A 26,951-nucleotide genomic window follows, 5' to 3' on the forward strand; every position below is an offset into this window, starting at 1 on the left:
CGACTTAAGTATGTCAACTCATATTGACGCTCCTCCCTGAGGATGAAGACGCCTCATCCGGCGGACGCGCTGGAACGAATAGGGCATCGAGGAACCCGGCCGGAACCTCTCAGACAAGCAGCTCTCGAAAGGACCGACCATGGAGCTCCGGATCAACCGGCGCGCTCTCATCGGACTCGGCGTCGCGGCGGCCCTGACCGCCTCCTCGCTCGCCCTGCTCCGTACCGACTCCGGCATCGCCTCCTCGCACCGCGAAGCCCCGGCGATCGCGGGCGACCCGCGCAACGACAACACCGACGTGTACGCGTTCGTCAGCCCCGACAAGGCCGGCACCGTGACCCTCCTGTCGAACTGGATCCCGTTCCAGGAGCCTCAGGGCGGACCGAACTTCTACCCCTTCGACACCAAGTCCCGTTACAACATCAAGATCGACAACAACGGCGACGCCAAGCCCGACATCACCTACCAGTGGACGTTCCGCGACGAGGACCGGCGCGGCACCGACACCTTCCTCTACAACAACGGGCCGGTGACCTCCCTCACCGACCGCAACCTGCTCTACCGGCAGCGCTACACACTCAAGCGGATCACCCATGGCCGCACCCGGACCCTGGTCGCCGACGGCGTCGTGGCGCCGAGCAACGTCGGCCCGGCGTCCATGCCCGACTACGCCACGCTGCGCTCGCAGGCCATCACCGGCCTCCGGGGCGGCGGCCGCGCCTTCGCCGGGCAGTCGGACGAGGCGTTCTTCCTGGACCTGCGCGTGTTCGACCTGCTGTACGGCGGCGACCTGTCCCAGGTCGGCCAGGACACCGCCAAGGGCTACAACGTCAGCACGCTGGGCCTCCAGGTGCCCGTGGAGGACCTGGTGCTCAAGGGCGACGCCAGGCGCAACCCGGTGATCGGTATCTGGTCCACGACCGACAAGTTCAACGGGCACCGGCACGTCCAGATCTCACGCCTGGGCAACCCGCTGGTCAACGAGGTCGTGGCGCCCGCCGGGCTGAAGGACGCGTTCAACGCGCTCCCCCCGGACCGGGACGCCGGTATCCCGGCCCTGGTCAAGCGGGTCACCGACCCGGAGGTCGCCCGGCTGCTGCAGTCCGTCTACGGCATCAAGGCCCCGCCCACGCCGCGCGCCGACCTGGTGCAGATCTTCCTCACCGGCGTCGCCAAGGACAACGGGCCGATCGCGGCCGACCTCAACTCGCTGTCGCTCAACAAGGACGTGCACGCGGTACGGCCGGCCGAGATGCTGCGGCTGAACACCTCCGTCCCGCCCGCCAAGAGCCCCAACAGGCTCGGCGTCCTCGCCGGCGACCCGCAGGGCTTCCCGAACGGCCGCCGCCTCGGCGACGACGTCGTGGACATCGCCCTGCAGGCCGTGGCGGGGGCCGCGCGATCCGGCAAGCTCATCCCCGTCCTGACGGACAAGGTCGACGCGAACGACAGACCGTTCGGCCAGACGTTCCCGTACATCCCCCTCCCCGGCAACGTCGCGGTGAGCCAACGCTGACCCCGCTCGCACCGGCCTTGACCAGCGCTCTTCCCGTCGCGGCACCTTCTGAGCACCGGAGTCCTCATGCGCCCACTTCTTCCGGCCACCGGACTGGTCCTGGCCGGCGCCCTGCTGTTCACCGTCCTCGCCGTCTCCGCACCCCCTGACCCGGTGCCGGCCGCGGCCGGAGGTCCCGCCGGGGAGACCCTGCAAGAGCGTCTGCAGCGTCTTCCCGGCGACTACCACGGCTGGGCCCTGCTCGGCAGCCAGTACGTGGACCAGGCCAGGGTCACCGGCGACCCGTCCTACTACGTCAAGGCGGAGGGCGCGCTGGCCAGGGCCGCCCGGCTCGACCCGCGCGACGACACGCGTGACGACACGGTCCTGACCGGCGGGGCGGCCCTGGCGGCCGGTCGGCACGAGTTCGCCGACGCGGCCGAGCTGGCCGAGCAGGCCATCGACGTCAACCCCTACAACGCCGCCGCCCACGGCGTGCTCGCCGACGCCCGCACCCAGCTCGGCGACCTGCCCGCCGCCGAACGGGCCGTGGACACGATGCTGCGCCTGCGCCCGGGCGTGGCCGCCTTCGCCCGCGCCTCGTACGCCGCCGAACTCCGGGGCGACCAGGAGCGGGCGCGCACGTTCCTGGAGTACGCCCACGACGACGCGCACACCCCCGCCGACCTGGCCTACACCCGCCACTACCTGGGCGAACTGGCCCTGCACCAGGGCGACCTCGACACCGCCGACCGCTGGTACGTCCAAGCCCTGGAAGCCCAGCCCGCCTACACCCCCGCCCTCGCCGGCCGAGCCTCCGTCGCCGCCCTGGACGGCCGCCTGACCGAGGCGCTCACGCTCTACGAGCGTGTGGTCCAGCGGCTGCCCCTCCCCCAGTACCTCATCGAGCAGGGCGAGACCCGCCTCAAGGCAGGCCTGCCCGCCGACTGGACCCTGCTGCGCGCCCAGCGAACCCTCCTGGAGGAAGCGGGCGTACGCGACGATCTGACCTGGGCCGAGTTCGAAGCCGACCACGGCGACCCCGCGCGGGCCGTCCGGCACGCCCGCGCCGAGCACGCCCGCAACCCCAACCTCGCCGCCGCCGACGCGCTGGCCTGGGCCCTGTTCAAAGCCGGCCGTCCCGAGGCGGCACTCCACCATGCCAAGCGGGCCACCTCGACAGGCTGGCGCAACCCGCTGATCCACCACCACCGAGCCACCATCGAACGCGCCCTCGGCCGCACCCCCCGCACCACCCCGGCCACCGGCCGCGACACCCGCACCACCTCGGCCGCCGGCTTCGACCCCGACCTGCCCGCACTGGCGAGGCCCTCATGAAACCGCTCCAGCTCGCCCTTTCCGCCAGCGCCGGCCTGATCTTCACGCTCTGCGCGAGCGCCCTGCCCAGCATCACGGCCCACGCCGAGACCCCTGCGACCCTCGCTCACCCGCTCGGCAACTTCACCGTCAACCACTACAACGGCCTGCGCGTCTCCTCCGACCGCGTGCGCAACCTCGCCGTAGTGGACCTGGCCGAGTTGCCGACACTGCAGGCCAAGCCGGACGTGGACAGCACGTACGCGACCCGCACATGCACGGCGTTAGCCACCGCGCAGAGCCTCGAAGTGGACGGCAGGGCCGTGCCCTGGCGGGTGGCCCGATCCGCCCACGTCCACGCGCCCGGCCAGGGCGGCCTCCAGGTCAGCCGCCTGACCTGCGAGCTGGTCGCCGTGACCCGGGTGGCGGGGACGGTGAGCTTCACCGACGGCTTCGAGCAGGACCGGATCGGCTGGCGCGAGATCACCGCCACCGGCGACGGCGTCCGCCTGTCCCGTTCGTCGGTGCCCGCGACGAGCGTGACCGACGAACTACGCCGCTACCCCGACGACCTCCTGTCCGACCCCCTCGACCAACGCACGGCCACCGTCGCCGTAGCCGCCCCCGGCGCTCTTCCCGACACCGGCGCCACCACCTCGGGAGTTCCCGGCCCCGGCCCGGCTGCCAGCGGTGGGGCGGAGCCGGGTGCGACCGGTGTCGGTATCTCCGTGATCCCGGTCGGCGGGCCGATCGGGGACGCCTTCGCCGCGCTGGACCGCCTGTTCACCGGGCTCATCGGCACGGACGATCTGACCGTGCCGCTGGGGCTGCTGGCGCTCGGCCTGGCGGTGGTGCTCGGCGCGGGGCACGCGCTCATCCCGGGACACGGCAAGACCATCATGGCCGCGTACCTGGCCGGTCGCCGGGGCCGTCCCCGTGACGCCTTGGCCGTGGGCGCGACGGTGACGGCCACGCACACGGGCGCGGTGCTGGTGGTGGGGCTGGTGCTGAGCGCGTTCACGACGCTGGCCGGTGAGTCGGTGCTGTCCTGGCTCGGCGTGGCCAGCGGCCTGCTGATCGCCCTCATCGGCCTCCGCCTCTTCAGAACCGCTCACCGCCCCGACGACCACGAACATGAGCACGGGCATGGGGACGGGCACGGGGCTCGTGGTGGGGGGAAGAGGTCTGGGGTGGTGGGGTTGGGGGTGGCGGGTGGGCTGGTGCCGAGTCCGTCGGCGTTGATCGTGCTGCTGGGCGCGGTCGCGCTGGGCCGGACCTGGTTCGGGGTCGCCCTGGTGACCGCCTACGGCCTGGGCATGGCCGTCACGCTCACCGTGACCGGCCTGCTGCTCGTCAAGCTCGCCGATCGCCTCGAACAGCGCGCCTCGGCGGGCCGCCGCCTGGCGACCCGCCTCTCGGCGCTCGCCCCGCTGGGCACGGCCACGATGGTGGTGGTGCTCGGCGCCGGCCTGGCCATCCGCTCAGCGGTCGCGCTCTGAACGAGCAAGCCCTGAGTCGATCAGCGAGTCTCGCGGCCCACGGCCGGCGACGGCGTCCGCGAGGGCCGCAGCCAGGTCTCCGTTGTTTGTAGTGTGCGGAAATGACAAGAAGCGAGCGAATCTCGGACCAGCTGGACCGGCACTGGCACAAGAACCTGCGGCCCCGGCTGCACGGTCTTGCCGATGAGGAGTACTTCTGGGAGCCGGTGCGTGGCTGCTGGAGCATCCGCCCACGTGGCACGTCGGCCGCACCACTGTCGGCAGGTTCGGGGGAATGGACGATGGACTTCGCGTCCCCTGACCCGGTGCCGGCGCCGGTGACCACGATTGCCTGGCGGCTGGCGCACATCATCGTCTCCTGCCTGGGCTATCGGGTCGGATGGCACTTCGGCGGCCAGGACGTCGACTCCCAGACATTCGCCTACGCGGGGACCGCTGACGAGGCGCTGAAACAGCTCGATGAGATGTATGGGAGATGGAACGCGGGGGTCCGCGAGCTCTCGGACGCTGACCTGGAGAATCCGCCCACGGTGGGTCCCGAGCGGTTTCCCATGGAGGGCATCGTCCTGCACGTCAACAGGGAGCTGATCCATCACGGCGCCGAGATTTCCCTGCTGCGCGACCTCTACCGCTGGCAGGACGGAGCCGTACCGCGCCGAACATGACTTTCCGGTAACCGGCGATCGGGCTTCGGAAACCTACGTGGACTCCGTGACGCTCCGTGGCTGCGAGCTTCAGTGATCGTGGCGGAACTGGTCGATCATGGCGGCGTAGCCGAGCCCGCCCTGTCCCGCTGCCTGGGCCCGGTCGGTCAGGGACTTGACGAACCTCGGCAGGCTGGTGTCGACGCCGGTGGCCTCGCTCTCGTGGATGAGGTGGTCGATGGTCGCCACGTGGGTGTCGATGGCGGCGTCCAAGGCCGGGTAAGCGCCCTGGTCGATCTGCTGCGCGTAGGCGGACACGAAGCCCGTCACGGCCCCGAGCCACTTGTTGGCGAACGGCGCGAACGTGGTGGCGTCGACCTTGGCGGTGCCGAGCAGGGCCGCGCCGTGCAGGAAGCTGTTGAGCGTGCCCCACATCAGGCCGAGCAGCGCCACGTCGTACAGCGAGGCGAGGCCGTGGTCGGCGCCGAGATGGGTGGTGCCGGCGCCGAGGCTCCGCAGCGTCTTCTCATGCTCGTCGTAGGCGGCCTTCGGGCCGCTGTAGAGCAGAAAGGCGTCGGCGGTACCGACGACCTGCGGGATCGCCATGATCGCGCCGTCGAGGTAGCCGATCCCCTGGGCCTGCGCCCACGCGGCGGTCTCGCGGGCCTGGTCGGAGCTGCCCGAGGTGAGGTTCACCACCATCCGTCCGGCCAGCACGTCGGCCAGCGGTTCGAGCAGCTCCCGCACGGCGGCGGTGTCGGTCAGGACGACGACCACGAGCGGGCCGGCCTGGACCGCCTCGCGGGCGGAGGGCGCCAGGACGGCGCCCTTCGTCACAAGCGCGCCCGCCTTGCCCGCTGACCGGTTCCACACCGTGGTGGAGTGGCCGTCGTTCAGAAACGCCGCGGCCACCGCGGTGCCCATGAGGCCAAGGCCGAGAACTGTCACATCGGTCGTACGCACAGTGCTTTCTCCTTCGTTTCGGGTCCGGAGATCACGTTCTCACCTGCGCAGACGCCGTCAACAGTGGCAGGACCGACTATCTTCGCAAAATTGCTGCCATAGGCTTCCGTCCCATGAGCGCCGGATCCGTCGCCCTCGTGGTGACCGAAGAGACCGACATGCACCCGTGGGACCTGTACGAGCTCGGCATCGCCTACGCCGTCTTCGGCAGGCCGCAGCCCGACCTGGCAGACCCGTGGTACGACCTGTGGTTGTGCGGGCAGAAAACCGTGGAGACGGGGCCCGCGCGCGGCTTCTCCCTGCGCTGCGATCACGATTTCGACGCCTTGGCCAGGGCCGACACCGTCATCGTGCCATCCGTGCCGGAGGCGGTCTTCACTGAGGGCATGCCCGTCGATCCCGACCTGATCAAGGGGCTGCGGCGAGCGGCGGAGTCCGGCGCGCGCATGGTCTCTCTGTGCATGGGCGCCTTCGCGCTCGCCGAGGCCGGGCTACTCGACGGCCGCAGGGCCACCGCTCACTGGATGCACACCGAGGACCTGGCCAGGCGCTTTCCCAAGGTCGAGATCGACGACTCGGTGCTGTACATCGACGACGGCGACGTGCTCACCAGCGCCGGCATGACGGCCGGGCTCGACCTGTGCCTTCACCTCGTACGGCAGGACCTGGGCGCGCACGTCGCCAACGCCCTGGCCCGCCGCATGGTGGTGCCCACGCACAGGGCGGGTGGCCAGGCCCAGTTCATCGACCTGTCCGTGCCCGTGACCGACGACGAAAGCCTCGCCCCCGTGCTCCAGTGGGCCACCGAGCACCTCCATCTACCGCTGTCGGTCAACGACCTGGCCCGCAGGGCGGGGATGAGTCCGCGTACCTTCTTCCGCCAGGTGCAGTCCGTGACGGGCACCACCCCGCTGCAGTGGCTGCTCAATCAGCGTCTCGCCCACGCGCAGTCGTTGCTGGAGTCGACGCAGCTGCCCATCGAGCAAGTCAGCCGGCACAGCGGGCTCGGCACGGCGGCCAATCTGCGCCGCCACTTCGCGCTCCACGTAGGGGTCACGCCCACCGACTATCGCCGCGCCTTCGAGGGCGGCGTGAAGCGGGAGCCGGTTCAGACCTGATTCTGGTGGGCGCGCAGGACCTCGGCGAGGGGTTCGCGGCGCTCGCACGCGGCCAGGGCGAAGCAGCTCGCCAGCTCTTCGGCCTGCGCCGGGGTCACCCCGTCGAAGCACCGCCCGAACTCCCCCACCATCGGCTCGGCCAGCAGGATGTTGCGCACCAGCGTCTGGATGTAGGACCGCCGCCCCCACGGGAACGGCTCGAAGTCGGGGAACTCCTTGTCGAAGAGCTCCTCGATCGGGTCCAGGATGTGACGGATCTGCCGGTCGTTCCCGCCCCAGGAGTCGGAGCCGAGCCTGGCCTTCTTCTCCAGGACGGGTGCGATCCGCTGGAGGTAGGCGCTGTCCGCGCGAGCGTAGGTGAGGCCCTGCAGGCCGATGTCCTTGTACGTCCACAGCGCCCAGCTCGCCCCGTGCTCCCGGTAGATGTCCAGCTGGTCGCGCAGGAGCTGGAGTCGCGACCGGTCACGCTCGGGGTCGCCGTCGTAGACGGGGCCGAACTCGCCGATCCAGATGGGCGTCCCGGTGCGGCGCATGAACTCCGTACGCCGCAGGAAGGTCTGTTCCACCACCGATCGGTCGAAGTACTCGCCGCGGGTGGTGCCCGGGTAGGTGCTGCCCGCGGCGATGCCGGGCAGGGCGTAGTCGTGGGCGGTGTAGACGGTGTTGGCGAACGGCTCGTCGAAGACGGAGAAGTCGGAGGAGTAGCGGTTCCCGTCCAGGAAGAGGACGTGGCGCGGGTCGATGGCCCGCACCGCCTTCTCCAGCCGCTCGTAGAAAGGTCCGATGACCTCGCCCGAGGCGTCGCCGGGCTCGTTGACGGGGTTGTACCCGGCGACCGCGGGCTCGTCCTTGTAGCGGTCGGCGAGGGCCTCCCACAGGTGCACGACCCGGTCCTGGAACTGCCGCTGGTTCCAGAAGTCGGCCCAGTGCGTCGGGTTGTCGCTGTGCCAGTGCTGGTTCTGCCGGCCGGGCAGCGCGTGCAGGTCGAGGATGGTGTGCAGGCCGGCGTCGGCGCACAGGCGGATGACGCGGTCGAGGAGGGCGAACCCCTCCTCCTTGAGCTCGAACGGCCGGTCGTCGTCCTCGAAGTGGCGGTAGTTGAAGGGGATCCGTACGGAATTGAGGCCCAGGGACGCCAGATAGCGCGCGTCCTCGACGTCGAAGAAGTCGGTGAGGAAGCGGTCGAAGAACCTGGTGTAGCCCTCCTCCCCCAGCGCCTTGCGCAGCGCGGCACGCTGGAGCGACTCCGTCGCCGGGTAGCCGGTGATGAAGTTCTCCATGTTCATCCAGCCGCCGAGCCCGACGCCGGCCAGCGTGACGGGGTGGCCGGTGTCGTCGACCAGGCGGTCACCGCGGACGCTGATCCATTTCATGGTGTTCTCCTCAGGGGGTGGTAGGGCCCGGTGCTCTCCCGGACGAGCAGGCGCGGCTGGAAGCGGACGTTGTGCCCGCCGGTGTCACCGTTCATCAGCGACCACAGCTTGTCCCAGGCCTGCTTGCCCAGCTCGTTCTTCGGGATGGAGGCCGTGGTCAGCGGTGGTGTGGTGTAGCGGGCGAAGGGGATGTCGTCGAACCCGGTGAGCGACAGGTCGCCGGGGACGGCGACGCCGAGCTCGTGCAGGCCGCTCAGCGCGCCGAAGGCGACCATGTCGTTGAACGCGATGACGCCGGTCGCGCGGCACGCCACCACTTCGCGGGCCACGGCGTGGCCGTCGTCGAACATGGCGCCGCAGTCGAGCTCGGTCAGGGCGAGGCCGGGCGTGGCGGCCACGATGGCGCGCAGCGCGGCGCGCCGGTCGCGGTTGGACGCGCTGGCCTCGGGGCCGGCGAGGTAGACCAGGTGGCGGTGGCCGAGGCCGGTGAGATGGGTCATGATCTCCGCGATGCCGGCCGCGTTGTCGATGGACAGCGACGGCAGGGTGGAGCCGGGGATCTCCCGGTGGAGCAGCACGAGCGGGGCGAGCCGGTCGCCGAGCGCGCGGAGTCGTTCGTCGGTCGACCGGGGTGAGGCGAGGACGAGGCCGTCGGATCGACGCCGGGCCTCCACCGCGAGGATGATCTCCTCCTCCGCGTCCTCCTTGGACTCGGCGACCAGCAGGCGGCGGCCCACCTCTCCGGCTGCCTTGCTGAGCCCGCGCAGGATGCCCTGGAACAGCGGGTTGGCCAGGTCGGGGACGATGAGCGCGATGGTGCTGGTGCGGCCGAGCGCGAGGCTGCGGGCGACCAGGCTCGGCTCGTACTCGAGCTTCTTGGCGGCGGCCCGCACCCGTGCGGCGAGCTCCGGGTCGACGGTGGGTGAGCCGTTCATGACCCGGGAGACGGTCGCCCGCGAGACGCCGGCGGCCTCGGCGACGCGGCTGATGGTCGCCGTGCCGCAGGGCCGGGGCCCGCGCTTGCCGGGGGGTCGGACGGGCTGCTCCGGCTCGTCCCTGCTGTGATCACGCGCGCTCATGTCCGCTCTCCCCGCATGCTCAAGCTTCACTGCATGCATTAAATCGTCGGGTCAGGACCGGCGCGCCCGAACCGGGCACCGCCGCAAGATACCGGTTTCCGCACGCGATTGCAACCGGTTGCCGTACCCCCTCGCAAAAAACTTCCATCCGATGTTTGTCCAGCTCAAGGCAGTGTTCACCGATCGTTGACAGCCAATGACGGCTCTGTTAGAAACTGGTTACTCGCGGGCCGGGTTGCAAGCCGGCCCGCCCACTCCCACCCGCGCATTTCCCCCTGCGCGACCTGGCGAAGGGTGATAGATGAGCGAACAAACGGGTGCACTCGCACCTGCGTCGCCGTTACAGCAAAACAACCGTTTGCGGCGCTTCCTGGCTCCGAGAGGTCCTCGCGAGGACCGGATCGGTTATCTCTTCCTGACGCCGTGGTTCATCGGCATGGTGGTCTTCACCATTGGACCGATCCTGGCCTCGCTCTATCTCTCGTTCACCGAATACACGCTGCTCAAGCCGCCGGAATGGCTGGGCCTGGCGAATTACCAGCAGATGCTGGAGGATCCCCGGCTGCACAAGTCGCTGGGGGTGACGTTCCTCTACGTGTTCGTGTCGGTGCCCATCCAGCTGATCCTGGCCCTGGCACTGGCGCTCCTGCTCAACCGGGGCGTGCGCGGCCTGAGCTTCTACCGGTCGGTCTACTATCTGCCTTCGCTGCTGGCGGGCAGCGTCTCCATCGCGATCCTGTGGCGGCAGATCTTCGGCAAGGAAGGACTGATCAACCAGTTCCTGGCCATGGCCGGCATCGAGGGCGTGAGCTGGGTGGCCCACCCGGACTACGCCCTGGGCACGCTGGTGGTGCTGAACGCCTGGACCTTCGGCGCGCCGATGGTGATCTTCCTTGCGGGCCTGCGGCAGATCCCGGTCTCCTACTACGAGGCGGCGCAGGTCGACGGGGCCGGCACGGTGGCGAGGTTCTTCCACATCACGATGCCGCTGCTGACCCCGATCATCTTCTTCAACCTCGTGCTGCAGATGATCGGCGCGTTCCAGAGCTTCACCCAGGCGTTCGTGGTCAGCGGCGGGCAGGGCGGTCCATCCGACGCGACCCTGCTCTACACGCTCTATCTCTACCAGCGCGGCTTCGGCTCCTTCGACATGGGCTACGCCTCCGCGATGGCATGGACACTGCTGCTCATCATCGCCGCGCTGACCGGGCTCAACTTCCTTCTGGCCAAGCGGTGGGTGTTCTATGGCAACTGACGTGAGAGGCGCGCGGCAAGGCGAGGGCAGCCGGACGCGGCGGCTGTCGAAGCACGCGCTGCTGATCATCTGCGGCGTGGTCATGCTCTATCCGCTGCTGTGGATGGTGTCGAGCTCGATCAAGCCCAACGAGATCATCTTTCGCGACCCGTCGATCTGGCCCACCGAGCTGGACTTCAGCAACTACTTCCGGGGCTGGACGGCGCTGAGCCACCCCTTCCACTACTACCTGTGGAACTCGGCGGTGATCGCGATCTTCGCGGTCATCGGCAACCTGCTCTCGTGCTCGCTCGCCGCCTACGCCTTCGCCCGGATGAAGTTCCGGGGCAGGAACTTCTTCTTCGCCGCGATGCTGGCGACGCTGATGCTGCCGATCCATGTGCTGATCGTCCCGCAGTACGTGCTGTTCTCCCAGCTTGACTGGATCAACACCAACCTGCCGCTCATCGTGCCGAAGTTCCTGGCCCATGACGCGTTCTTCATCTTCTTGATGGTGCAGTTCATCCGGGGCCTGCCCCGGGAACTCGACGAGGCCGCCCGCCTCGACGGGTGCGGGCACATCCGGATCTACTGGCGGATCATCATGCCGCTGTCGGTGCCGGCACTCGCCACCTCGGCGCTGTTCACGTTCATCTGGACCTGGAACGACTTCTTCAGCCAGCTCATCTTCCTCACCGATCCGGACCTGTGGACCATGCCGGTCGCACTGCGCTCCTTCATGGACGGTCAGGGCGAGACGGCGTGGGGTCAGCTCTTCGCGATGTCGATCGTGGGTCTGGTGCCGATCTTCGGTTTCTTCCTGGCCGGCCAGCGCTACCTGACGCAGGGCCTGTCGACCACGGGATTCAAGTAAACGCCCCAGCAGAGTTTCACGTACGGTCCATTAAATCGTTTTAAACCATCGGGAGAGAGACCCATGAGAATGTCCACATCCCGCCGCCTGGCGGCGCTCTGCCTCACCACCGCGCTCTTAGCGACCGCCGGCTGCGGCGGCGCGAGCGAGAGCGCGGACGGCACCATCGAGCTGAAGTTCAGCTGGTGGGGCAACAACGACCGGGCCGCCGCCACGCAGAAGGTCATCGACGCCTTCCAGAAGCAGAACCCGAAGATCAAGATCAAGGGCTCGTTCACCGACTTCAACTCCTACTTCGACCGCCTGGCCACCGAGGTCGCGGCGGGCGGCGCCCCCGACGTCATCACCCTCGGCGGCGCCTACCCGCGCGAGTACGGTGACCGCGGCGCGCTGCTCGACCTGTCCACGGTCAGCGGCGTGCTGAAAACGGACAAGATCGGCGCCGCCGCACTGGACAACGGCAAGTTCAACAACGTCCAGTACGGCGTCCCGACCGGCGTCAACACGGTGGCCCTCGTGGTCGACCCCGAGGTGTTCAAGGCGGCCGGCGTGCCGCTGCCGGACGACGAGACCTGGACGTGGGACGACTTCAAGCGGATCGCCAAGGAGATCGCGGAGAAGTCCCCGAAGGGCACCTTCGGCCTGGCCGACCCCACCAAGACCGACATGCTGGACATCTTCTCGCGGCAGCGGGGCGAGGCCCTCTACACGGCCGACGGCAAGGTGGGCATCAGCGAGAAGACCCTCGTCGACTGGTGGAACATGACCCTCGAACTGCGTGACGCCGGGGCCACCCCGCCGGCCTCGCAGACCGCCGAGCTCATCACCCAGCCCGCGCCCGAGCAGTCACTGATCGGCCGTGGCCTGGCCGGGATGCAGTTCGAGTGGAGCAACCAGCTCACCGCCCTGCGCAAGGCGTCCGGGCACCCGCTGGAGCTCATGCGGGTGCCGGGCGAGAGCGGTGCCACACAGCCCGGCATGTGGCTGCAGGCCTCCCAGCTCTACACCGTCAACGCCAAGAGCGAGCACCCGCAGGAGGCCGCCAAGCTCGTGGACTTCCTGGTCAACAGCCCCGAGGCAGGGAAGATCATCCTCGCCGACCGCGGCATCTCGGCGAACTCCGACGTCCGCAAGGCCATCGAGAGCTCACTCAGTGAGGACGAGGTCGTTCAGGCGAAGTTCATCGACGAGGTGACCCCGAAGGCCGGCCCGGCGCTGGTGATCGGCCCGACAGGCTCCACGGACACGCCGGACATCCTTGACCGGATCAACGCGGAGGTGCTGTTCGACCGCTCGAAGCCGGCTGAGGCAGCAGCCGACTTCATCAAGCAGGTGGGGACGGCGATCCAGCAGTGACGGGCACCGGGATCGACAGGCGTGCGCTCGTCGGCCGGCACGCGGTCGAGGTGACGGAGATCGTGGCGGAGTCGCCGCTGTCCGTGGGCAACGGCGAGTTCTGCTTCACCGTCGACGTCACCGGGTTGCAGACCTTCCCGGACTCCTACCCGGTCGAGGACCGCACCGGGAACGGGCCGGGAACGCTGCTGGGCACACTGTCCTCATGGGGCTGGCACAGCGTCCCCGGCTCGTACGACCTGGCGGACACCATGACCACGTACGACACCCCCCGGGGACCGGTCCCGTACGTGGACATGCGCGGCGACCTGAGCGGCACGGGCGAGAACCCCGCCTCGGCCGCGGAGGCGTGGCTGCGCAACAACCCGCACCGGCTGGACCTGGCCAGGATCGGCCTGGCCCGGCCGGGCGAGGCGCCGCTGGAGCCCGCCGACGTGAGCGACGCCCGCCAGCGGCTGGACCTGTGGACCGGGGTCATCACCGGCGAGCACCGGCTGGGGGGCACCCCGGTCCAGGTCACCACCGCCTGCCATCCGGAGCGCGACATCCTGGCCGTGCGGGTGGCGTCCCGGCTGCTCACCGAGGGGCTGGCCGTACGCCTGGCCTTTCCCTACGGGTCGCAGGCGTGGGGCAACGCGGCGGACTGGTCGCGGCCGGAAGCCCACACGTCGGCGCTGCGGGAGACGCCCGGCGGATTCGCCGTCGAGCGGGTGCTCGACGACACGCGGTACGGCGTGGCGGTCGTGCTGCCGGACGGCGCGCAGGTGCGCGCGGAAGGGCCGCACGAGTTCCTGATCACCTCGCGTCAGCCGGTCGTCGAGCTGGTGGTGGCCTTCGGGCCCGAGCCGCCCGCCGACCTGCCCGCGTACGAGCGCGTGCTGGAGGCGTCCGAGCGGCACTGGGCGCGCTTCTGGAGCACCGGCGGCGCGCTGGACCTGTCCGGCAGCCAGGACGAGCGCGCACCGGAGCTGGAGCGCCGCGTCGTGCTGTCGCAGTACCTCACGGCGATCCACTGCGCGGGCTCCACCCCGCCGCAGGAGACCGGCCTGATGACCAACAGCTGGCGGGGCCGCTTCCACCTGGAGATGCACTGGTGGCACGGCGCGCACTTCCCGCTGTGGGGGCGCGCCGAGCTGCTCGAACGCAGCCTCGGCTGGTACGACGCCATCCTGGGACGGGCCCGTGAGACCGCGGCGCGGCAGGGACTGCCGGGCGCGCGCTGGCCCAAGCAGGTCGCGCCCGACGGCCGGGAGAGCCCGAGCCCGATCGGGCCGTTCCTGGTGTGGCAGCAGCCGCACCCGATCTTCCTGGCCGAGCTGGTACGCCGCTCGACCGGCTCCCGCGAGGCGCTGACCCGGTACGCGGGCATCGTCATGGACACCGCCGCCTTCATGGCGGCCTTCCCGGTCAAGGGGCCCGGCGGTCACACGCTCGGGCCGCCGCTGGTGCCGGCGCAGGAGTCGTACGCCGAGGTCCGGGCGAACGCGGCGAACCCGACGTTCGAGCTGGCCTACTGGGCGTGGGCGCTGGAGGTCGCCCAGGAGTGGCGGCGGCTGCTCGGGCTCGAACCCGAGCCGTCCTGGTCGGAGGTGGCCGCCGGCCTGTCCAGGCCGCTGGTCCGCGACGGGGTCTACGCCGCGATGGACGCCCCGCCGTACACCGTGCCGGACGACCATCCGTCCATGCTGTACGCGCTGGGCGTCGTCCCTCCCACCGACCTGATCGAACCGGAGACGATGCGCGCGACGCTGCGGCACGTGATGGCGACCTGGCCGTGGGAGACGACGTGGGGCTGGGACTACCCGGCCATCGCGATGACGGCGACCCGGCTGGGCGAGCCGGAGACCGCGCTGGCGGCCCTGCTGATGCCCACCGCCAAGAACACCTACCTGCCCAACGGGCACAACAGGCAGACGGCGTCGCTGCCCGTCTACCTGCCCGGCAACGGCGGGCTCCTGGCGGCGGTCGCCCTGATGGCCGCCGGTTGGGACGGCAGCGGGCCGGCGCCCGGCTTCCCGACGGACGGCTCGTGGACGGTCCGCCACGAAGGGCTGCTGCCGCTGCCCTGAGTGGCCCTAGGTGTCGCGCCTCAGCCGGGCACGCCGGGTGGAGGGCAGGTCGTGGCGGCCGGACAGGAACTCCTGGAAGGCGATCTTGGCTCGGATGACCGGCCGCCGCCACCGGTCCTCCCGGTGGATGGCCGTGGCCATCTTGCGCGGCGAGCGGTCGGCGAAGAACCAGTACGCCCACGGGGAGCCGGGCCTGGCCAGCCGCACCGCGCCCACGAGCAGCAGGACGGGCACGAACAGGCCGACCAGCCCGGTCCAGATCTTGCCCTTGAGCAGCGTGATGACGGCCAGCGCGAGGTTGGCCACGACCAGCGCGGCCGGGCTCACGGGGGTGCCGTAGTCCCAGGTGAGCGGGCGCAGCCCGACGAGCAGCAGCCCGGTGACGGCGACGGCGATGAACACCGCGTCGACGGAGGTGCGGCCCTCTTCCTCCCAGTAGACGTCGTGCAGGTGCAGGATGAGCGCGAACTCGTCCAGCACGAGCGCCGACCCGACGCCGAAGACCGACGCGGCGACCGCGTAGCCCTCCTGCGAGGCGCCGGAGACGATCAGCCCGGCGACGCCGCCGACCAGCATGAGCACGACGCCGAACACCACGTGGTGGATGTGCATCTCACCCACGTTGACGTTGCGGAACCAGCCGACCTTCGCCCTGATCAGCCGCACGTTGATGCGGGTGGCCATGAAGGCCACGATGAGCGCGGCGAAGAAACAGAACAGCGGCAGCCGTCCTGTGGCGATGATGCTGTGCTCGAACCAATTTTCCATGACCTTGACATCGACTCTACGAGCCCGCTCGGACTGCTTGTCCCCATCTCGCCGTCCTGGTCTCGCTGTCCTCATCGTGTTCGGGCAAAGCTTTCAGGACAGGAACGCGCGCAGAAGCGCGGCGGTGCCCTCCAGGTGCTCGGCGACCGCACGGCGGGCGGCGTCGGGGTCACCGGCGAGGATGGCCGCCACCATGGCGCGATGCTGGGCGGCGGAGTGGTCGAGGTTGACCTGGAGCATGGGGATCGCGTCGAGCAGGTCGCTGACCCGCAGCCGTGCGTCGGCGCAGGCCGCCGCCAGCAGGGAGGAGCCGGTGAGCTCGGCGATGGACAGGTGGAAGGCGGTGTCGAGGCGTCGGTAGTCGGCCAGGGACGCCTCGTCCAGGTCGGTCAGCCGGCGATGCAGGGTGGCGCGCTGCTCGGCGGTGAGCTCGGTGGCGGCCAGCACCTGCGCGGCTCCGCACTCCACGGCCATCCGGAAGGTGAGGGCGTCCGCCAGGTCGGCCGCGCCCATGTCGGCGACGACCTGGCGCAGATCGGTCGCGCCGGGGACGGGCGGCACGTAGGTGACGAAGGCCCCGCCGTAGCGGCCGCGCCGTACATCGAGATAGCCCGCGTCCTGCAGGGCGCGGATCGCCTCGCGCAGGGTCACCCTGCTGATGCCGAGCCGGACGGCGAGCTCGCGCTCCGCGGGGAGTTTCGCGCCCGGCGCGACCAGGCCGAGTTTGATCGCCTGGAGCAGCCGTTCGACGGTCTCCTCGAAGGCGTTGCCCGCCCGCACCGGCCGCAACACCGTCATCAAACGCGTCGACTCGTCCAACGTGTCCTCGGGTCTTGACAAGCGATCCCAGCATGCACATCAATGGTCTGAGACTAGCCCAATCAACGGGCCAGATGGGAGCGACCCACGTGAGTGATCGACCGGGCGCCGGTTTCCTCACCGTCGACGAGCTGCGGGACGAGGTGGCACGGGGACGGATCGACACCGTGCTGCTCGCCCTCGCCGACATGCAGGGCAGGCTGCAGGGCAAGCGGCTGTCGGCCCGCTACTTCCTGGAGGAGGTGCTGCACCACGGCTCCGAGGGGTGCAACTACCTGCTCGCGGTGGACGTGGAGATGAACACGGTCGGCGGCTACGCGATGTCGTCCTGGGATCGCGGGTACGGGGACTTCGTGATGCGGCCGGACCTGTCGACCCTGCGGCGCGTGCCCTGGCAGGAGGGCACCGCGCTGCTGATGGCCGACCTGGCCTGGGAGGACGGCGCCGAGGTGGTGGCCTCGCCGCGGCAGATCCTGCGCAGGCAGCTCGCCCGGCTGGAGGAGCGCGGACTGCGCGCGTACGTCGGCACCGAGCTGGAGTTCGTGGTCTACGAGGACACCTACGAAGAGGCGTGGAAACGCGGTTATCGCGATATGTCGCCCGCCAACCTCTACAACGTCGACTACTCCCTGCTGGGCACGGCCCGCATCGAGCCCTTCCTGCGCCGGATCAGGCGCGACATGGAGGGCGCGGGACTCTACGTCGAGTCCGCCAAGGGCGAGTGCAACCTGGGCCAGCACGAGATCGCCTTCCGCTACGACGAGGCGCTCAGGACCTGCGACAACCACTCGATCTACAAGAACGGCGCCAAGGAGATCGCGGCCCAGGAGGGCAAGTCGATCACCTTCATGGCCAAGCCGAACGAGCGCGAGGGCAACTCCTGCCACGTCCACATCTCGCTGCGCGGCGCGGACGGCGAGCTCGTCATGGCGGGCGACGGGCCGCACGGGCTGTCCGAGCTGGGCGCCCGGTTCATCGCCGGGCAGCTCGCCTGCATGCGCGAGCTCACCCTGATGTACGCGCCCAACATCAACTCCTACAAGCGCTTCGTGCCCGGCAGCTTCGCGCCCACGGCCGTCAAGTGGGGGGTGGACAACCGCACCTGCTCGCTGCGCCTGGTCGGCCACGGCCCATCGCTGCGGGTGGAGAACCGGGTGCCCGGCGGTGATGTGAACCCCTACCTCGCGGTGGCCGCCCTGATCGCGGCCGGGCTCCACGGCATCGACGCCGAGCTGCCGCTGGAGGAGGCGTTCGCGGGCAACGCCTACGCCACGGACGCCGAGACCGTGCCGCACACCCTGCGCGACGCGCTGGCGCTGTTCGAGGGGTCCAAGCTGGCCCGCGAGTCCTTCGGCGACGAGGTCGTGACCCACTACGCCAACAACGCCAGGATCGAGTTGCAGGCCTTCGACGCTGCCGTGACGGACTGGGAGCTGTTCCGCGGCTTCGAGCGGATGTGAGCCGTATGAAGATCATCAATCCGGCGACGGAAGAGGTCGTCGCCGACGTCGAGCTCGCCGACGCCGCCGAGGTCGACCGGGCGGTGGAGCGTGCCAGGAAGGCCCAGGCTGCCTGGCGGGACGTGGCGCCGGGGCAACGGGCGCGGCTGCTGCGCGCCTTCGCGGACCTGGTGGACGCGCACGGCGAGGAGCTGGCCAGGCTGGAGGTGACCAACGCCGGTCACCCCATCGGCAACGCCCGCTGGGAGGCGGGCGCCGTACGCGACGTCCTGCACTTCTACGCCGGGGCGCCGGAGCGCAACCACGGCCTGCAGATCCCGGTGCCGGGCGGCGTGGACGTGACGTTCCAGGAGCCGCTGGGCGTGGTGGGCGTCATCGTGCCGTGGAACTTCCCGATGCTGATCATGTCGTGGGGCGTCGCGCCGGCGCTCGCGGCGGGCAACACGGTGATCGTCAAGCCCGCCGAGTGGACTCCGCTGACCGCGCTGAGGCTGGCCGAGCTGGCCCTGGCGGCGGGCCTCCCCGAGGGGGTGCTCCAGGTGCTGCCCGGGGCAGGGGAGGTCGCGGGAGCCCGGCTGGTCGAGCATCCGGACGTCGCGAAGATCGTGTTCACCGGGTCGACCGAGGTGGGCAAGCAGATCGCGGCCAAGGCCGGGGCCCAGGTCAAGCGGATCACCCTCGAACTCGGCGGCAAGTCGGCGAACATCGTCTTCGCGGACTCGGACCTGGAGAAGGCGGCGAAGGCCGCGCCGTACGCCGTCTTCGACAACTCCGGGCAGGACTGCTGCGCCCGCTCCCGCATCCTCGTGCAGGCCGGGGCCTACGACGAGTTCCTCCAGCGGCTGTCGGAGGCGGTGCGTGACATCCGGGTCGGCGACCCCCTCGACCCGGACACCGAGATGGGCCCCCTGATCAGCGCCGAGCACCTGGATCGGGTGCGCGGCTTCGTCGACGACGCGCCGTACCTGCAAGGGGCCTGCCCGCAGGGCAAGGGCTACTGGTTCCCGCCGACGGTGCTGACCTCGGCGGTCACCGACCGGGCGTTCACCGAGGAGATCTTCGGCCCGGTCGTGTCGGTGGTGCCGTTCGCCGACGAGGCAGAGGCGGTGCGCATCGCCAACGACACCCCGTACGGCCTGAGCGGCTCCATCTGGACCCGCGACGTCGGCCGGGCCCTGCGGGTGGCCAGAGCCGTCGAGGCCGGCGCCCTGTCGGTCAACTCCAACTCCTCCGTCCGCTACTGGACCCCGTTCGGCGGCTTCAAGCAGTCCGGACTCGGCAGAGAACTCGGCCCGGACGCCCTGGCGGCCTTTACCGAGACCAAGAACGTGTTCATCTCATGGGACTGAACCCGACGCAGTGAGCGGCGTGAAGGGCCGGGGAACGAGGCACTTCGCGAGGCGAATGAGGAGCGGTGGACGACCCATCAGACAGGGAGTGGAGCTATGCAGCGTTTGCAGGACCGTGTCGCCGTCATCACCGGCGCGGGCAGCGGCATCGGCCTGGCCACCGCGCGCCGCTTCGCGCAGGAAGGCGCGAAGGTCGTCTGCGTGGACATCGACGAGGAGACCGGGTCCAAGGCGGCGACCGAGGTCGGCGGGCTGTTCGTCAGGGCGGACGTGACCAGCGAGGACGACGTCGAGCGGATGTACGCCACCGCGCTCGACACCTACGGCAGCCTGGACATCGCCTTCAACAACGCGGGCATCTCCCCGCCGGACGACGACTCGATCCTGGAGACCGGCCTCGACGCCTGGCGGCGCGTCCAGGAGGTCAACCTCACCAGCGTCTACCTGTGCTGCAAGCACGCCATCGGCCACATGCGGCGGCAGGGCAAGGGCTCCATCATCAACACCGCCTCGTTCGTCGCGGTCATGGGCTCGGCCACCTCGCAGATCTCCTACACCGCTTCCAAGGGCGGGGTCCTGGCCATGTCCAGGGAGCTCGGCGTCCAGTTCGCCCGCGAGGGCATCCGGGTCAACGCCCTGTGCCCGGGGCCGGTCAACACGCCGCTGCTGCGGGAGTTGTTCGCCAAGGACCCCGAGCGGGCCCAGCGGCGGCTGGTGCACGTGCCGGTCGGCCGGTTCGCCGAGGCGTCGGAGATCGCGGCCGCGGTGGCCTTCCTGGCCAGCGACGACGCCTCGTTCATCACGGCGTCGGAGTTCCTGGTGGACGGGGGGATCTCCGGCGCGTACGTGACACCGTTGTAAGGGGAAGATGATGAAGCGGCCGTTGATCGGCATCACGTCGTACGTCGAGCCGGCGCGGTTCACGGTCTGGGAGATGACCGTCGCGCTGCTGCCGTACACCTATGTGGAGCAGGTGGTGCGGGCGGGCGGTCAGCCCGTGGTGCTGCCGCCGGCGGGCGAGCCGGCGGCACTGGTGGGGCGGCTGGACGGGCTGATCCTGGCCGGCGGGGGCGACATCGACCCCGGCAGGTACGGGGAACAGCCGCATGACCAGACCGGCTATGTCCGGAAATTTCGGGATGAGGCGGAGTTTGCGCTCATGACCGCGGCCCTCGACGCCGGTCTCCCCTACCTGGGCGTCTGCCGCGGACTCCAGGTCCTGAACGTCGCCCTCGGCGGCACCCTCCACCAGCACCTCCCGGACGTCGTCGGGCACACCGCCCACTCCCCCGCCCCCGGCGAGTTCGGCCACCTCCCCATCCGGCCCACCCCCGGCAGCCGGGTCGCCAAGGCCCTGGGCGACGGCCCCGTGACCGTGCCGCACTACCACCACCAGGCCGCCGACCACCTGGCCCCACCCCTGACGGCCACCGCCACAGCCGACGACGGCACGATCGAGGCGGTGGAACTGGACACCCACCCCTTCACCGTCGCCGTCCAGTGGCACCCGGAAGCCGCCACCGACTGCGCCCTCTTCGAAGCCCTGATAGCCGCCTGCTGATCTCAACCGGTGGGCGCCTCGTACGGTCAGCCGACCGGCCACAGCACGCTCTCGACCTGGACGGCGCCCTTGCCATGCTCCCGGTCCAGACGCTCGCGCAGCTCGTCGGTGGCCAGCCAGAGCCGCACTCTCACCACGCCCCGCGCCTCGCCGGTCGACGTACTGATCACGCCCTTCTCGCTCGCCACCCGAGCCTGGATCGCGGTCAGCTCGCCCAGGTCGCGCTCGGCCCGGCTCAGGCAGAGGGGGCCGCCCCAGACCTCCCTGATCCACGCCTCACGGCTCTGGGGGTCGCCGGTGAAGCGGAGGTTGAGCACCACGTTCATGGGCTCGTCGAAGTCGGTGGGGAAGTGCGAGCCGGGGAAGTGGCTATCTATCCAAGCGCCCGCGAACGCCTTCACCTCCGAGGCCCGCTCGACCGCCCGCTCCATCGCCTTCTGTGTCGTCCTGTCCGGCTCGACCGCGCGCCACCCGCCCTCCGGCTCGGGGCACGGGCTCTTCAGATCGTCCCGCGACGCGGGCGGCACACCATCCCGAGCCGTGGGTTCGCGGGGCGGCTCGGTGAGCGTCAGGCGGCTCCCGTCCCAGGTCCCCACGACCGCGTACCACCCCCACCGGACCCCGGACAGCGACTCGTGCGGCACGGTGTCCCAATCCCACCCCACCACGTCGGGCCCGCCGCACTGCGGCGGGTTGGAGGTGGCGACCATCTCGCACAACTGCGGCCCGTGCCCCTGGCCTTCCAGCACGGTAAGGGACGCCGTGTAGCGCGTATCCGGCCCTGATGTCCCACCGGCCGTCGGTGTCCCACCGGCCGTCGACCTCGCGGCGGGCTCGGCGGCGCAGGCGGTCAGCGCCATGGCCAGAGCGACAATTGCCGCATTCCATCTCATACACCTTCGACGCGAGGCCACGCGGACGGGTTCACGGTCATCCGGTCCCGTGGCATCCGGGCGCGACAACAGGCCCGTGACGCCACTAGGCTTGCCGACATCACCGTCGAAACCGTACGGGAGAGCGTCCTGACAGCCGGTCGGGGCCCCTGAAGGAGCAAGCCCTCCCCGCGAACCTCTCAAGGAAAAGGACCGTACGGACGAGGTGTCCTCTGGAAAGCAGGCCTGGTGGCCTCGCCGAAGGTGAAAGTCCGGCAAATCCCCGGGCGAAGCTCTCAGGCAACGACGACAGAGGGGGAGGATGATCCGTGCATCCGTCCCTGTCCTGAGGTGCGACACATGTCCCGACTCACACCGTTGAGAGACGTACACGAGGCTCTCGGCGCCACGCTGACCGACTTCGCCGGATGGCTCATGCCGTTGCGTTACGGCAGCGAGTCCGCGGAGCACAACGCGGTCCGCCACGCGGCCGGGTTGTTCGATCTCTCGCACATGGGCGAGATCTTCCTGACCGGGCCGCAGGCGGGTGAAGCGCTGGACTTCGCGCTGGTGGGTCACCTGTCGGCGATGGCGCCCGGCCGGGCCCGCTACACCATGATCGTGAACGAGCGGGGCGGGGTGCTGGACGACCTCATCGTCTACCGGCTCGGGGACGAGGAGTTCATGGTCGTGGCCAACGCCTCGAACTATGAAATGGTCGGCAATGAGCTGAAAACCCGCGCCAAATCGTACGACGTGGTGGTTGAGGATCGCTCGGACCAGTACTCACTGATCGCCGTGCAGGGTCCGCGCGCGCAGGAGATCCTCGCCACGCTCACGGACGCCGACCTGACCGGGCTCAAGTACTACACCGGGCTGCCGGGGCTGGTCGACGGGCGGCAGGCGCTCATCGCCCGCACCGGCTACACCGGCGAGGACGGCTTCGAGCTCTTCATCGCCAACCAGGACGCCGTGCCGCTCTGGCACGCGCTGACGGCAGCGGGCGAGCCGTACGACCTCAGGCCCGCGGGGCTGTCCAGCCGCGACACGCTCAGGCTGGAGGCCGGCATGCCGCTGTACGGCAACGAGCTCGGCGTCTCGCTCACCCCGTTCGACGCGGGGCTGGGCAGAGTGGTGAAATTCGACAAGCCGGGCGACTTCGTCGGCAGGTCGGCGCTGGAGGCGGTCAAGGACATCCCGCCACGGCGCCGTCTCGTCGGCCTGGTCGCGCGAGGCCGCCGGGTGCCGCGCCATGGTTACCCGGTCACCAAGGACGGTGCCGTCGTCGGCGAGGTCACCAGTGGTGCGCCATCCCAGACCCTGGGCAAGCCCATCGCGCTGGCCTACGTCGACACCGGGGTCAATGAAGGTCTGGCCGTGGACATCCGGGGCAGCCAGGAGCCCGTGGACCGGGTCGAGCTGCCCTTTTACAGGAGGAACAAGTGAGCAACATCCCTGAGGACCTGAGCTACACCAAGGAGCACGAGTGGGTGGCCGGTCTCGAGGACGGCCTCATCGCGACCATCGGGATCACGGCTTTCGCCGCCGAAGCCCTGGGTGACGTCGTCTACGTGCAGCTCCCCGAGGTCGGCTCCACCATCGAGGCGGGCGACTCCATCGGCGAGGTGGAGTCGACCAAGTCGGTGAGCGAGATCTTCACCCCCGTCGGCGGCGAGGTGGTGGAGGTCAACCAGACCCTCGTGGAGGACCCGTCGCTGGCCAACAGCGACCCTTACGGCGAGGGCTGGATGTTCCGCGTGCGCGTGGAGGGCAACGCGGAGGACCTGCTGTCCGCCGAGGAGTACGCCGCACTCACCTCTGGCGATTCCTGATCCGGCCGCCGGGGCCCGCACCGGGCCCCGGCCTTGCTGAAAGGCGCATCAATGGCGATCAGCGTCTTCGACCTGTTCAAGATCGGCATCGGCCCGTCGAGCTCCCACACCGGCGGCCCGATGGCCGCCGCCCACAAGTTCGCGCGCGGGCTGCACGCCGACGGGCTGCTCGACCGTACGACGCGCGTCGAAGTGATCCTGTACGGCTCACTCGGCCTGACCGGCAAGGGCCACGGCAGCGACAAGGCCGTCCTGCTGGGCCTGTCCGGCGAGAAGCCCGAGCTGGTGGACGTCGACACCATCGACGAGCGGCTGGCCGCCATGCGCGAGTCCGGCACCGTCAAGCTGTACGGCACCCACGAGATCCCGTTCGTCGTCGGCCAGGACCTGATCTTCGAACGCAAGATCTCACTGCCCGAGCACCCGAACGGCATGCGCTTCACCGCCCGCTCCGGCGACGGCGAGACCCTGCGCGAGAAGGTCTACTTCTCCGTCGGCGGCGGCTTCGTCGTCGACGAGCAGGCCACCGGCGCCGACCGCATCAAACCGGACGACACCGTCCTGCCCTACCCCTTCACCACCGCCGAAGAGCTCCTCAAGCACTGCTCCGCCACCGGCCTGTCGATCTCCGCCCTCATGCTGGAGAACGAGAAGGCGTTCGGCCGCACCGAGGCCCAGATCCGCGCCGAGATCCTGAACCTGTGGCAGGTCATGTCGGAGTGCGTCCGGCGGGGCATCGCCAAGGAGGGTGTCCTGCCCGGCGGCCTCAAGGTCAAGCGCCGGGCCAACCCCCTGCACCGGCGCCTGCAGAGCGAGAGCGCCGAGAAGGACCCGCTGCAGGCGATGGACTGGGTCTCCCTGTTCGCCCTGGCGGTCAACGAGGAGAACGCCGCGGGCGGCCGCATCGTCACCGCCCCCACCAACGGCGCCGCCGGCATCATCCCCGCCGTCCTCACCTACTACTCCCGCTTCACCCCCAACGCCGACGACGACGGCATCGTCCGCTTCCTGCTCACCGCCGCCGCCATCGGCGTGCTGTTCAAGGAGAACGCCTCCATCTCCGGGGCCGAGGTCGGCTGCCAGGGCGAGGTCGGCTCGGCCTGCTCGATGGCCTCCGCCGGCTTCACCGAGGTCCTCGGCGGCACCCCCGAGCAGGTGGAGAACGCCGCCGAGATCGGCATCGAGCACAACCTCGGCCTGACCTGCGACCCCATCGGCGGCCTGGTCCAGATCCCGTGCATCGAGCGGAACGCGGTCGCCTCCATCAAGGCCATCACCGCCGCCCGCATCGCCCTGCGCGGCGACGGCCGCCACCACGTCTCGCTGGACAAGGCCATCAAGACGATGCGCGACACCGGCCGGGACATGCTCGACAAGTACAAGGAGACCTCCCGCGGCGGCCTAGCGGTCAACGTCATCGAGTGCTGAAATGTACGAACCTCGAGAACCTTACAGTTCTCAAGGTTGTTCATCTAAGCTGTGGCCATGGACATCATCGCGCTCCAGGAAGCCCGCGAGAAGCTCGGCGTTCTCGTCGCACAGGTCCACCATGCTCACAAGCCGGTGACGATCACGCGGCACGGCAGGCCGGAGGCCGTCCTGCTCTCAGCTGACGACTACGCCCACCTGCAGGAGGAGCTTCGCCGTTTTCAGGATGAGGCGGACCGGCGGGTGATCCGTGAGGGAATCGCGCGGATCGAGCGCGGAGAGCCCGATCCGGAGGGTACGGTCATCGTCACAGCCAGTTCCCGTGAAGAGCTTGAGGCCAAGCTCGCCGACTCCTTGGGGCTACCTCACACATGACCCTGCGCGCCGTCATCTGGGAACCGCCTACTCACGAGATCGCCACCCAGATACCCGAACGGGTCCGGCGCCTGCTGCTCACGCTGGTAGCCGACCTTGCCACCGGCCCGATCCCGCCGAAGGACGCGCTTTCGGATGCCCACATCCCGGAGGCGTACGAGATTCACACATCGCAGCTCACGGTGAAGTTCACCATCTACGACGACGAGGTGCGCATTCTCGTACTCAGGTCCAACAGCTGACCTACCGGCGGACGTGGATGCGGACGATGGCGGCCAGGTCGTCGTCGCGGACCTCGCGTCTGATGCGGCTGACGATCTCGCGGTCCAGTTTGGCCGCCACCGAGCCCACGTCGGCCGTCGCCGGGCAGGTGAGCCTGATGCGCAGGCGGGTGGCCTCGCCGACGACCCGGACCGCCGCCCTGGCCAGGCCGTCGACGTCCTTGAGACCGACGCAGAGCATCGCCGTGCCGGTGCCCGAGCGGGCGCCGAGGCGGCCCCAGCCCAGGCTGAGCAGCAACCAGCGGAGGGTCACGAACGCGAGCACCAGCAGGGCCAGCGCGATCGCCCACAGCGCCCACTGCTGCTCGGCGACGGCGTGGGCGGTGCGCTCCGGCAGCACCTTGGCCCGGGGCGGCAGCCCGTCCAGCTTGTCCTGGCCGCGTAGCCACGCGTAGGTCCCGGCGCCCAGCAGCAGCGCGCCGACCACGGCCAGGCCGACCCGGTTGCCGGCGTACTGCCTCATCACAGCCCCTTCCTGCGCAGCCTTACGACGACCTCGCACGTCTCCAGCGTGCCCACGCCGGCCAGCCGGTCACCCACGGCCGTGCCGACCTGCTTGAGCATCGAGCCGGAGCTCTCCGGGCCGGTCACGACGGTGACCTCGATCCTGCGTCTGCGCAGCCGTACCCGCGCTTTGTGCACGCCGTCGACCTCCTGGGCGACGGCCCGCAGCGTACGGCGGAGACCGACGCGGGTGATGCCGACCACGATGAGCGGGTCGGTCGTCTCGACCGGCACCAGCCGGGAGCGGCCCGGCACCAGCGCGAGCAGCAGCAGGATGCCGCCCACGCCGGCCAGGGCGAGCGCGACGGGAGACAGCTCGCTCCACGAGGACTTCGACGCCCATGCCACGGCCTCGTCGACCGGCACCCAGCCGAGCCGCTTGCCCAACAGCGCCGACACGATCTCCACGGTGGTCAACCCGAGCCCCGCGGTCAGCAGGGTCGCCACGAGCACCGCCGCCGGGGTGCGTGCCGGTCTGAGCGCTCGCCTGGACCTGCGGAGCGGGGTGTCCTGCGCGGCGACGGCCGCACCGGGCAGTATCTGCTGGAGCGTGGTCATCACAACGATCAGAGGTACACGGACCCGGTGGCCACTCGACCGCCCCCTCGCCGCCCGTTTGCTAGATCCTTACGGGCGCGACGGCCAATATGAATCTGTCTCATATTCATCTACGCTGCTGGC

Annotated in this window: 26 protein-coding genes and 1 riboswitch; of the genes, 18 read left to right on the top strand and 8 right to left on the bottom strand. The window is 70.0% G+C overall.

Annotation, left to right across the window (positions count from 1 at the left end; translation table 11 throughout):
• Window positions 1-139: 139 nt before the first annotated feature.
• From ACIBQX_RS29530 to ACIBQX_RS29545, 4 genes are all read left to right on the top strand, one after another.
• Complete coding sequence (locus ACIBQX_RS29530; RefSeq protein WP_397010108.1) at window positions 140-1,516, top strand: DUF4331 domain-containing protein; 1,377 nt, start codon at window positions 140-142, stop codon at window positions 1,514-1,516.
• Window positions 1,517-1,582: 66 nt separating this feature from the next.
• On the top strand, window positions 1,583-2,833 hold the full coding sequence (locus ACIBQX_RS29535; protein WP_397010110.1) for a tetratricopeptide repeat protein: 1,251 nt from the start codon (window positions 1,583-1,585) through the stop codon (window positions 2,831-2,833).
• Complete coding sequence (locus ACIBQX_RS29540; RefSeq protein ID WP_397010112.1) at window positions 2,830-4,311, top strand: nickel/cobalt transporter; 1,482 nt, start codon at window positions 2,830-2,832, stop codon at window positions 4,309-4,311. Before ACIBQX_RS29535 ends, ACIBQX_RS29540 begins: the two co-directional genes overlap by 4 nt.
• A gap of 101 nt (window positions 4,312-4,412) precedes the next feature.
• Window positions 4,413-4,976, top strand: a complete 564-nt coding sequence (locus ACIBQX_RS29545; RefSeq protein WP_397010114.1) for a DinB family protein — start codon at window positions 4,413-4,415, stop codon at window positions 4,974-4,976.
• A 69-nt stretch (window positions 4,977-5,045) separates the two neighbouring features.
• On the opposite strand, the gene ACIBQX_RS29550 is transcribed toward ACIBQX_RS29545, so the two are convergent.
• Window positions 5,046-5,918 carry an NAD(P)-dependent oxidoreductase gene (locus ACIBQX_RS29550; protein WP_397010116.1) on the bottom strand — a complete coding sequence of 291 codons (873 nt, stop codon included), beginning with the start codon at window positions 5,916-5,918 and terminating at the stop codon, window positions 5,046-5,048.
• A 113-nt stretch (window positions 5,919-6,031) separates the two neighbouring features.
• On the opposite strand from ACIBQX_RS29550, the gene ACIBQX_RS29555 reads away from it, so the two are divergent.
• Window positions 6,032-7,036, top strand: coding sequence for a GlxA family transcriptional regulator (locus tag ACIBQX_RS29555; protein WP_397010118.1), 1,005 nt, complete (start codon window positions 6,032-6,034; stop codon window positions 7,034-7,036).
• Here ACIBQX_RS29555 and ACIBQX_RS29560 read toward each other — a convergent pair.
• Together ACIBQX_RS29560 and ACIBQX_RS29565 are read right to left on the bottom strand one after the other, a co-directional pair.
• A complete protein-coding gene (locus tag ACIBQX_RS29560; protein WP_397010120.1) occupies window positions 7,027-8,409 on the bottom strand; it encodes a glycoside hydrolase family 5 protein in 1,383 nt (460 codons plus the stop codon). The two genes, ACIBQX_RS29555 and ACIBQX_RS29560, sit on opposite strands and share 10 nt — an antisense overlap.
• Entirely contained in the window at window positions 8,406-9,488 is a 1,083-nt protein-coding gene (locus ACIBQX_RS29565) for a LacI family DNA-binding transcriptional regulator (RefSeq protein WP_397010122.1), read from the bottom strand. Before ACIBQX_RS29565 ends, ACIBQX_RS29560 begins: the two co-directional genes overlap by 4 nt.
• Window positions 9,489-9,789: 301 nt before the next feature.
• Here ACIBQX_RS29565 and ACIBQX_RS29570 point away from each other — a divergent pair, with 301 nt between their 5' ends.
• The 4 genes from ACIBQX_RS29570 to ACIBQX_RS29585 all read left to right on the top strand — a co-directional run bounded on the left by ACIBQX_RS29570 (window position 9,790) and on the right by ACIBQX_RS29585 (window position 15,021).
• Window positions 9,790-10,743, top strand: a complete 954-nt coding sequence (locus ACIBQX_RS29570) for a carbohydrate ABC transporter permease (protein WP_397010124.1) — start codon at window positions 9,790-9,792, stop codon at window positions 10,741-10,743.
• Window positions 10,733-11,596, top strand: a complete 864-nt coding sequence (locus tag ACIBQX_RS29575) for a carbohydrate ABC transporter permease (protein WP_397010126.1) — start codon at window positions 10,733-10,735, stop codon at window positions 11,594-11,596. The genes ACIBQX_RS29570 and ACIBQX_RS29575 overlap by 11 nt, the downstream gene beginning before the upstream one ends.
• 63 nt (window positions 11,597-11,659) lie before the next feature.
• Window positions 11,660-12,952: an ABC transporter substrate-binding protein gene (locus tag ACIBQX_RS29580; RefSeq protein WP_397010128.1), complete on the top strand. Its 1,293-nt coding sequence runs from the start codon at window positions 11,660-11,662 to the stop codon at window positions 12,950-12,952.
• The gene (locus ACIBQX_RS29585; RefSeq protein ID WP_397010130.1) at window positions 12,949-15,021 is read left to right on the top strand and encodes a hypothetical protein; all 2,073 of its coding nucleotides are present in this window, start codon (window positions 12,949-12,951) and stop codon (window positions 15,019-15,021) included. Before ACIBQX_RS29580 ends, ACIBQX_RS29585 begins: the two co-directional genes overlap by 4 nt.
• Window positions 15,022-15,027: 6 nt before the next feature.
• Here ACIBQX_RS29585 and ACIBQX_RS29590 read toward each other — a convergent pair whose 3' ends face one another.
• Together ACIBQX_RS29590 and ACIBQX_RS29595 are read right to left on the bottom strand one after the other, a co-directional pair.
• Window positions 15,028-15,789, bottom strand: coding sequence for a hypothetical protein (locus ACIBQX_RS29590; protein ID WP_397010132.1), 762 nt, complete (start codon window positions 15,787-15,789; stop codon window positions 15,028-15,030).
• Between the two features lie 93 nt (window positions 15,790-15,882).
• Window positions 15,883-16,587: a FadR/GntR family transcriptional regulator gene (locus tag ACIBQX_RS29595; RefSeq protein WP_397010732.1), complete on the bottom strand. Its 705-nt coding sequence runs from the start codon at window positions 16,585-16,587 to the stop codon at window positions 15,883-15,885.
• Between the two features lie 110 nt (window positions 16,588-16,697).
• On the opposite strand from ACIBQX_RS29595, the gene ACIBQX_RS29600 reads away from it, so the two are divergent.
• The 4 genes from ACIBQX_RS29600 (at window position 16,698) to ACIBQX_RS29615 (ending at window position 20,978) form a co-directional block, all read left to right on the top strand.
• Window positions 16,698-18,068, top strand: a complete 1,371-nt coding sequence (locus ACIBQX_RS29600) for a glutamine synthetase family protein (protein ID WP_397010134.1) — start codon at window positions 16,698-16,700, stop codon at window positions 18,066-18,068.
• A 5-nt stretch (window positions 18,069-18,073) separates the two neighbouring features.
• Complete coding sequence (locus ACIBQX_RS29605; protein ID WP_397010136.1) at window positions 18,074-19,417, top strand: aldehyde dehydrogenase family protein; 1,344 nt, start codon at window positions 18,074-18,076, stop codon at window positions 19,415-19,417.
• 96 nt (window positions 19,418-19,513) lie between these two features.
• Window positions 19,514-20,278 (top strand): 3-oxoacyl-ACP reductase, encoded by a 765-nt coding sequence (locus tag ACIBQX_RS29610; protein WP_397010138.1) that lies wholly within the window; start codon window positions 19,514-19,516, stop codon window positions 20,276-20,278.
• Window positions 20,279-20,288: 10 nt separating this feature from the next.
• Window positions 20,289-20,978 carry a gamma-glutamyl-gamma-aminobutyrate hydrolase family protein gene (locus tag ACIBQX_RS29615; RefSeq protein WP_397010140.1) on the top strand — a complete coding sequence of 230 codons (690 nt, stop codon included), beginning with the start codon at window positions 20,289-20,291 and terminating at the stop codon, window positions 20,976-20,978.
• Between the two features lie 26 nt (window positions 20,979-21,004).
• Here ACIBQX_RS29615 and ACIBQX_RS29620 read toward each other — a convergent pair whose 3' ends face one another.
• Window positions 21,005-21,871, bottom strand: coding sequence for a hypothetical protein (locus tag ACIBQX_RS29620; RefSeq protein ID WP_397010142.1), 867 nt, complete (start codon window positions 21,869-21,871; stop codon window positions 21,005-21,007).
• Window positions 21,872-21,978: 107 nt separating this feature from the next.
• Window positions 21,979-22,076: riboswitch (glycine riboswitch) on the top strand.
• 134 nt (window positions 22,077-22,210) lie between these two features.
• On the opposite strand from ACIBQX_RS29620, the gene gcvT reads away from it, so the two are divergent.
• From gcvT to ACIBQX_RS29645, 5 genes are read left to right on the top strand one after another with little or no spacing between them, the layout of a single operon-like run.
• Window positions 22,211-23,296 carry a glycine cleavage system aminomethyltransferase GcvT gene (gcvT, locus tag ACIBQX_RS29625; RefSeq protein WP_397010144.1) on the top strand — a complete coding sequence of 362 codons (1,086 nt, stop codon included), beginning with the start codon at window positions 22,211-22,213 and terminating at the stop codon, window positions 23,294-23,296.
• Window positions 23,293-23,682 (top strand): glycine cleavage system protein GcvH, encoded by a 390-nt coding sequence (gene gcvH / locus ACIBQX_RS29630; RefSeq protein WP_397010146.1) that lies wholly within the window; start codon window positions 23,293-23,295, stop codon window positions 23,680-23,682. The genes gcvT and gcvH overlap by 4 nt, the downstream gene beginning before the upstream one ends.
• A gap of 51 nt (window positions 23,683-23,733) precedes the next feature.
• Entirely contained in the window at window positions 23,734-25,110 is a 1,377-nt protein-coding gene (locus ACIBQX_RS29635; RefSeq protein WP_397010148.1) for an L-serine ammonia-lyase, read from the top strand.
• Between the two features lie 57 nt (window positions 25,111-25,167).
• A complete protein-coding gene (locus tag ACIBQX_RS29640; RefSeq protein ID WP_397010150.1) occupies window positions 25,168-25,485 on the top strand; it encodes a type II toxin-antitoxin system Phd/YefM family antitoxin in 318 nt (105 codons plus the stop codon).
• A complete protein-coding gene (locus tag ACIBQX_RS29645; RefSeq protein ID WP_397010152.1) occupies window positions 25,482-25,727 on the top strand; it encodes a type II toxin-antitoxin system RelE/ParE family toxin in 246 nt (81 codons plus the stop codon). Before ACIBQX_RS29640 ends, ACIBQX_RS29645 begins: the two co-directional genes overlap by 4 nt.
• A 1-nt stretch (window position 25,728) precedes the next feature.
• On the opposite strand, the gene ACIBQX_RS29650 is transcribed toward ACIBQX_RS29645, so the two are convergent.
• Both ACIBQX_RS29650 and ACIBQX_RS29655 read right to left on the bottom strand, forming a co-directional pair.
• Entirely contained in the window at window positions 25,729-26,229 is a 501-nt protein-coding gene (locus tag ACIBQX_RS29650) for a hypothetical protein (protein ID WP_397010154.1), read from the bottom strand.
• Entirely contained in the window at window positions 26,229-26,828 is a 600-nt protein-coding gene (locus tag ACIBQX_RS29655) for a DUF6286 domain-containing protein (protein ID WP_397010156.1), read from the bottom strand. The genes ACIBQX_RS29650 and ACIBQX_RS29655 overlap by 1 nt, the downstream gene beginning before the upstream one ends.
• Window positions 26,829-26,951: the final 123 nt, after the last annotated feature.

This window comes from Nonomuraea sp. NPDC049714 (assembly GCF_044465295.1).
GTDB lineage: Bacteria > Actinomycetota > Actinomycetes > Streptosporangiales > Streptosporangiaceae > Nonomuraea.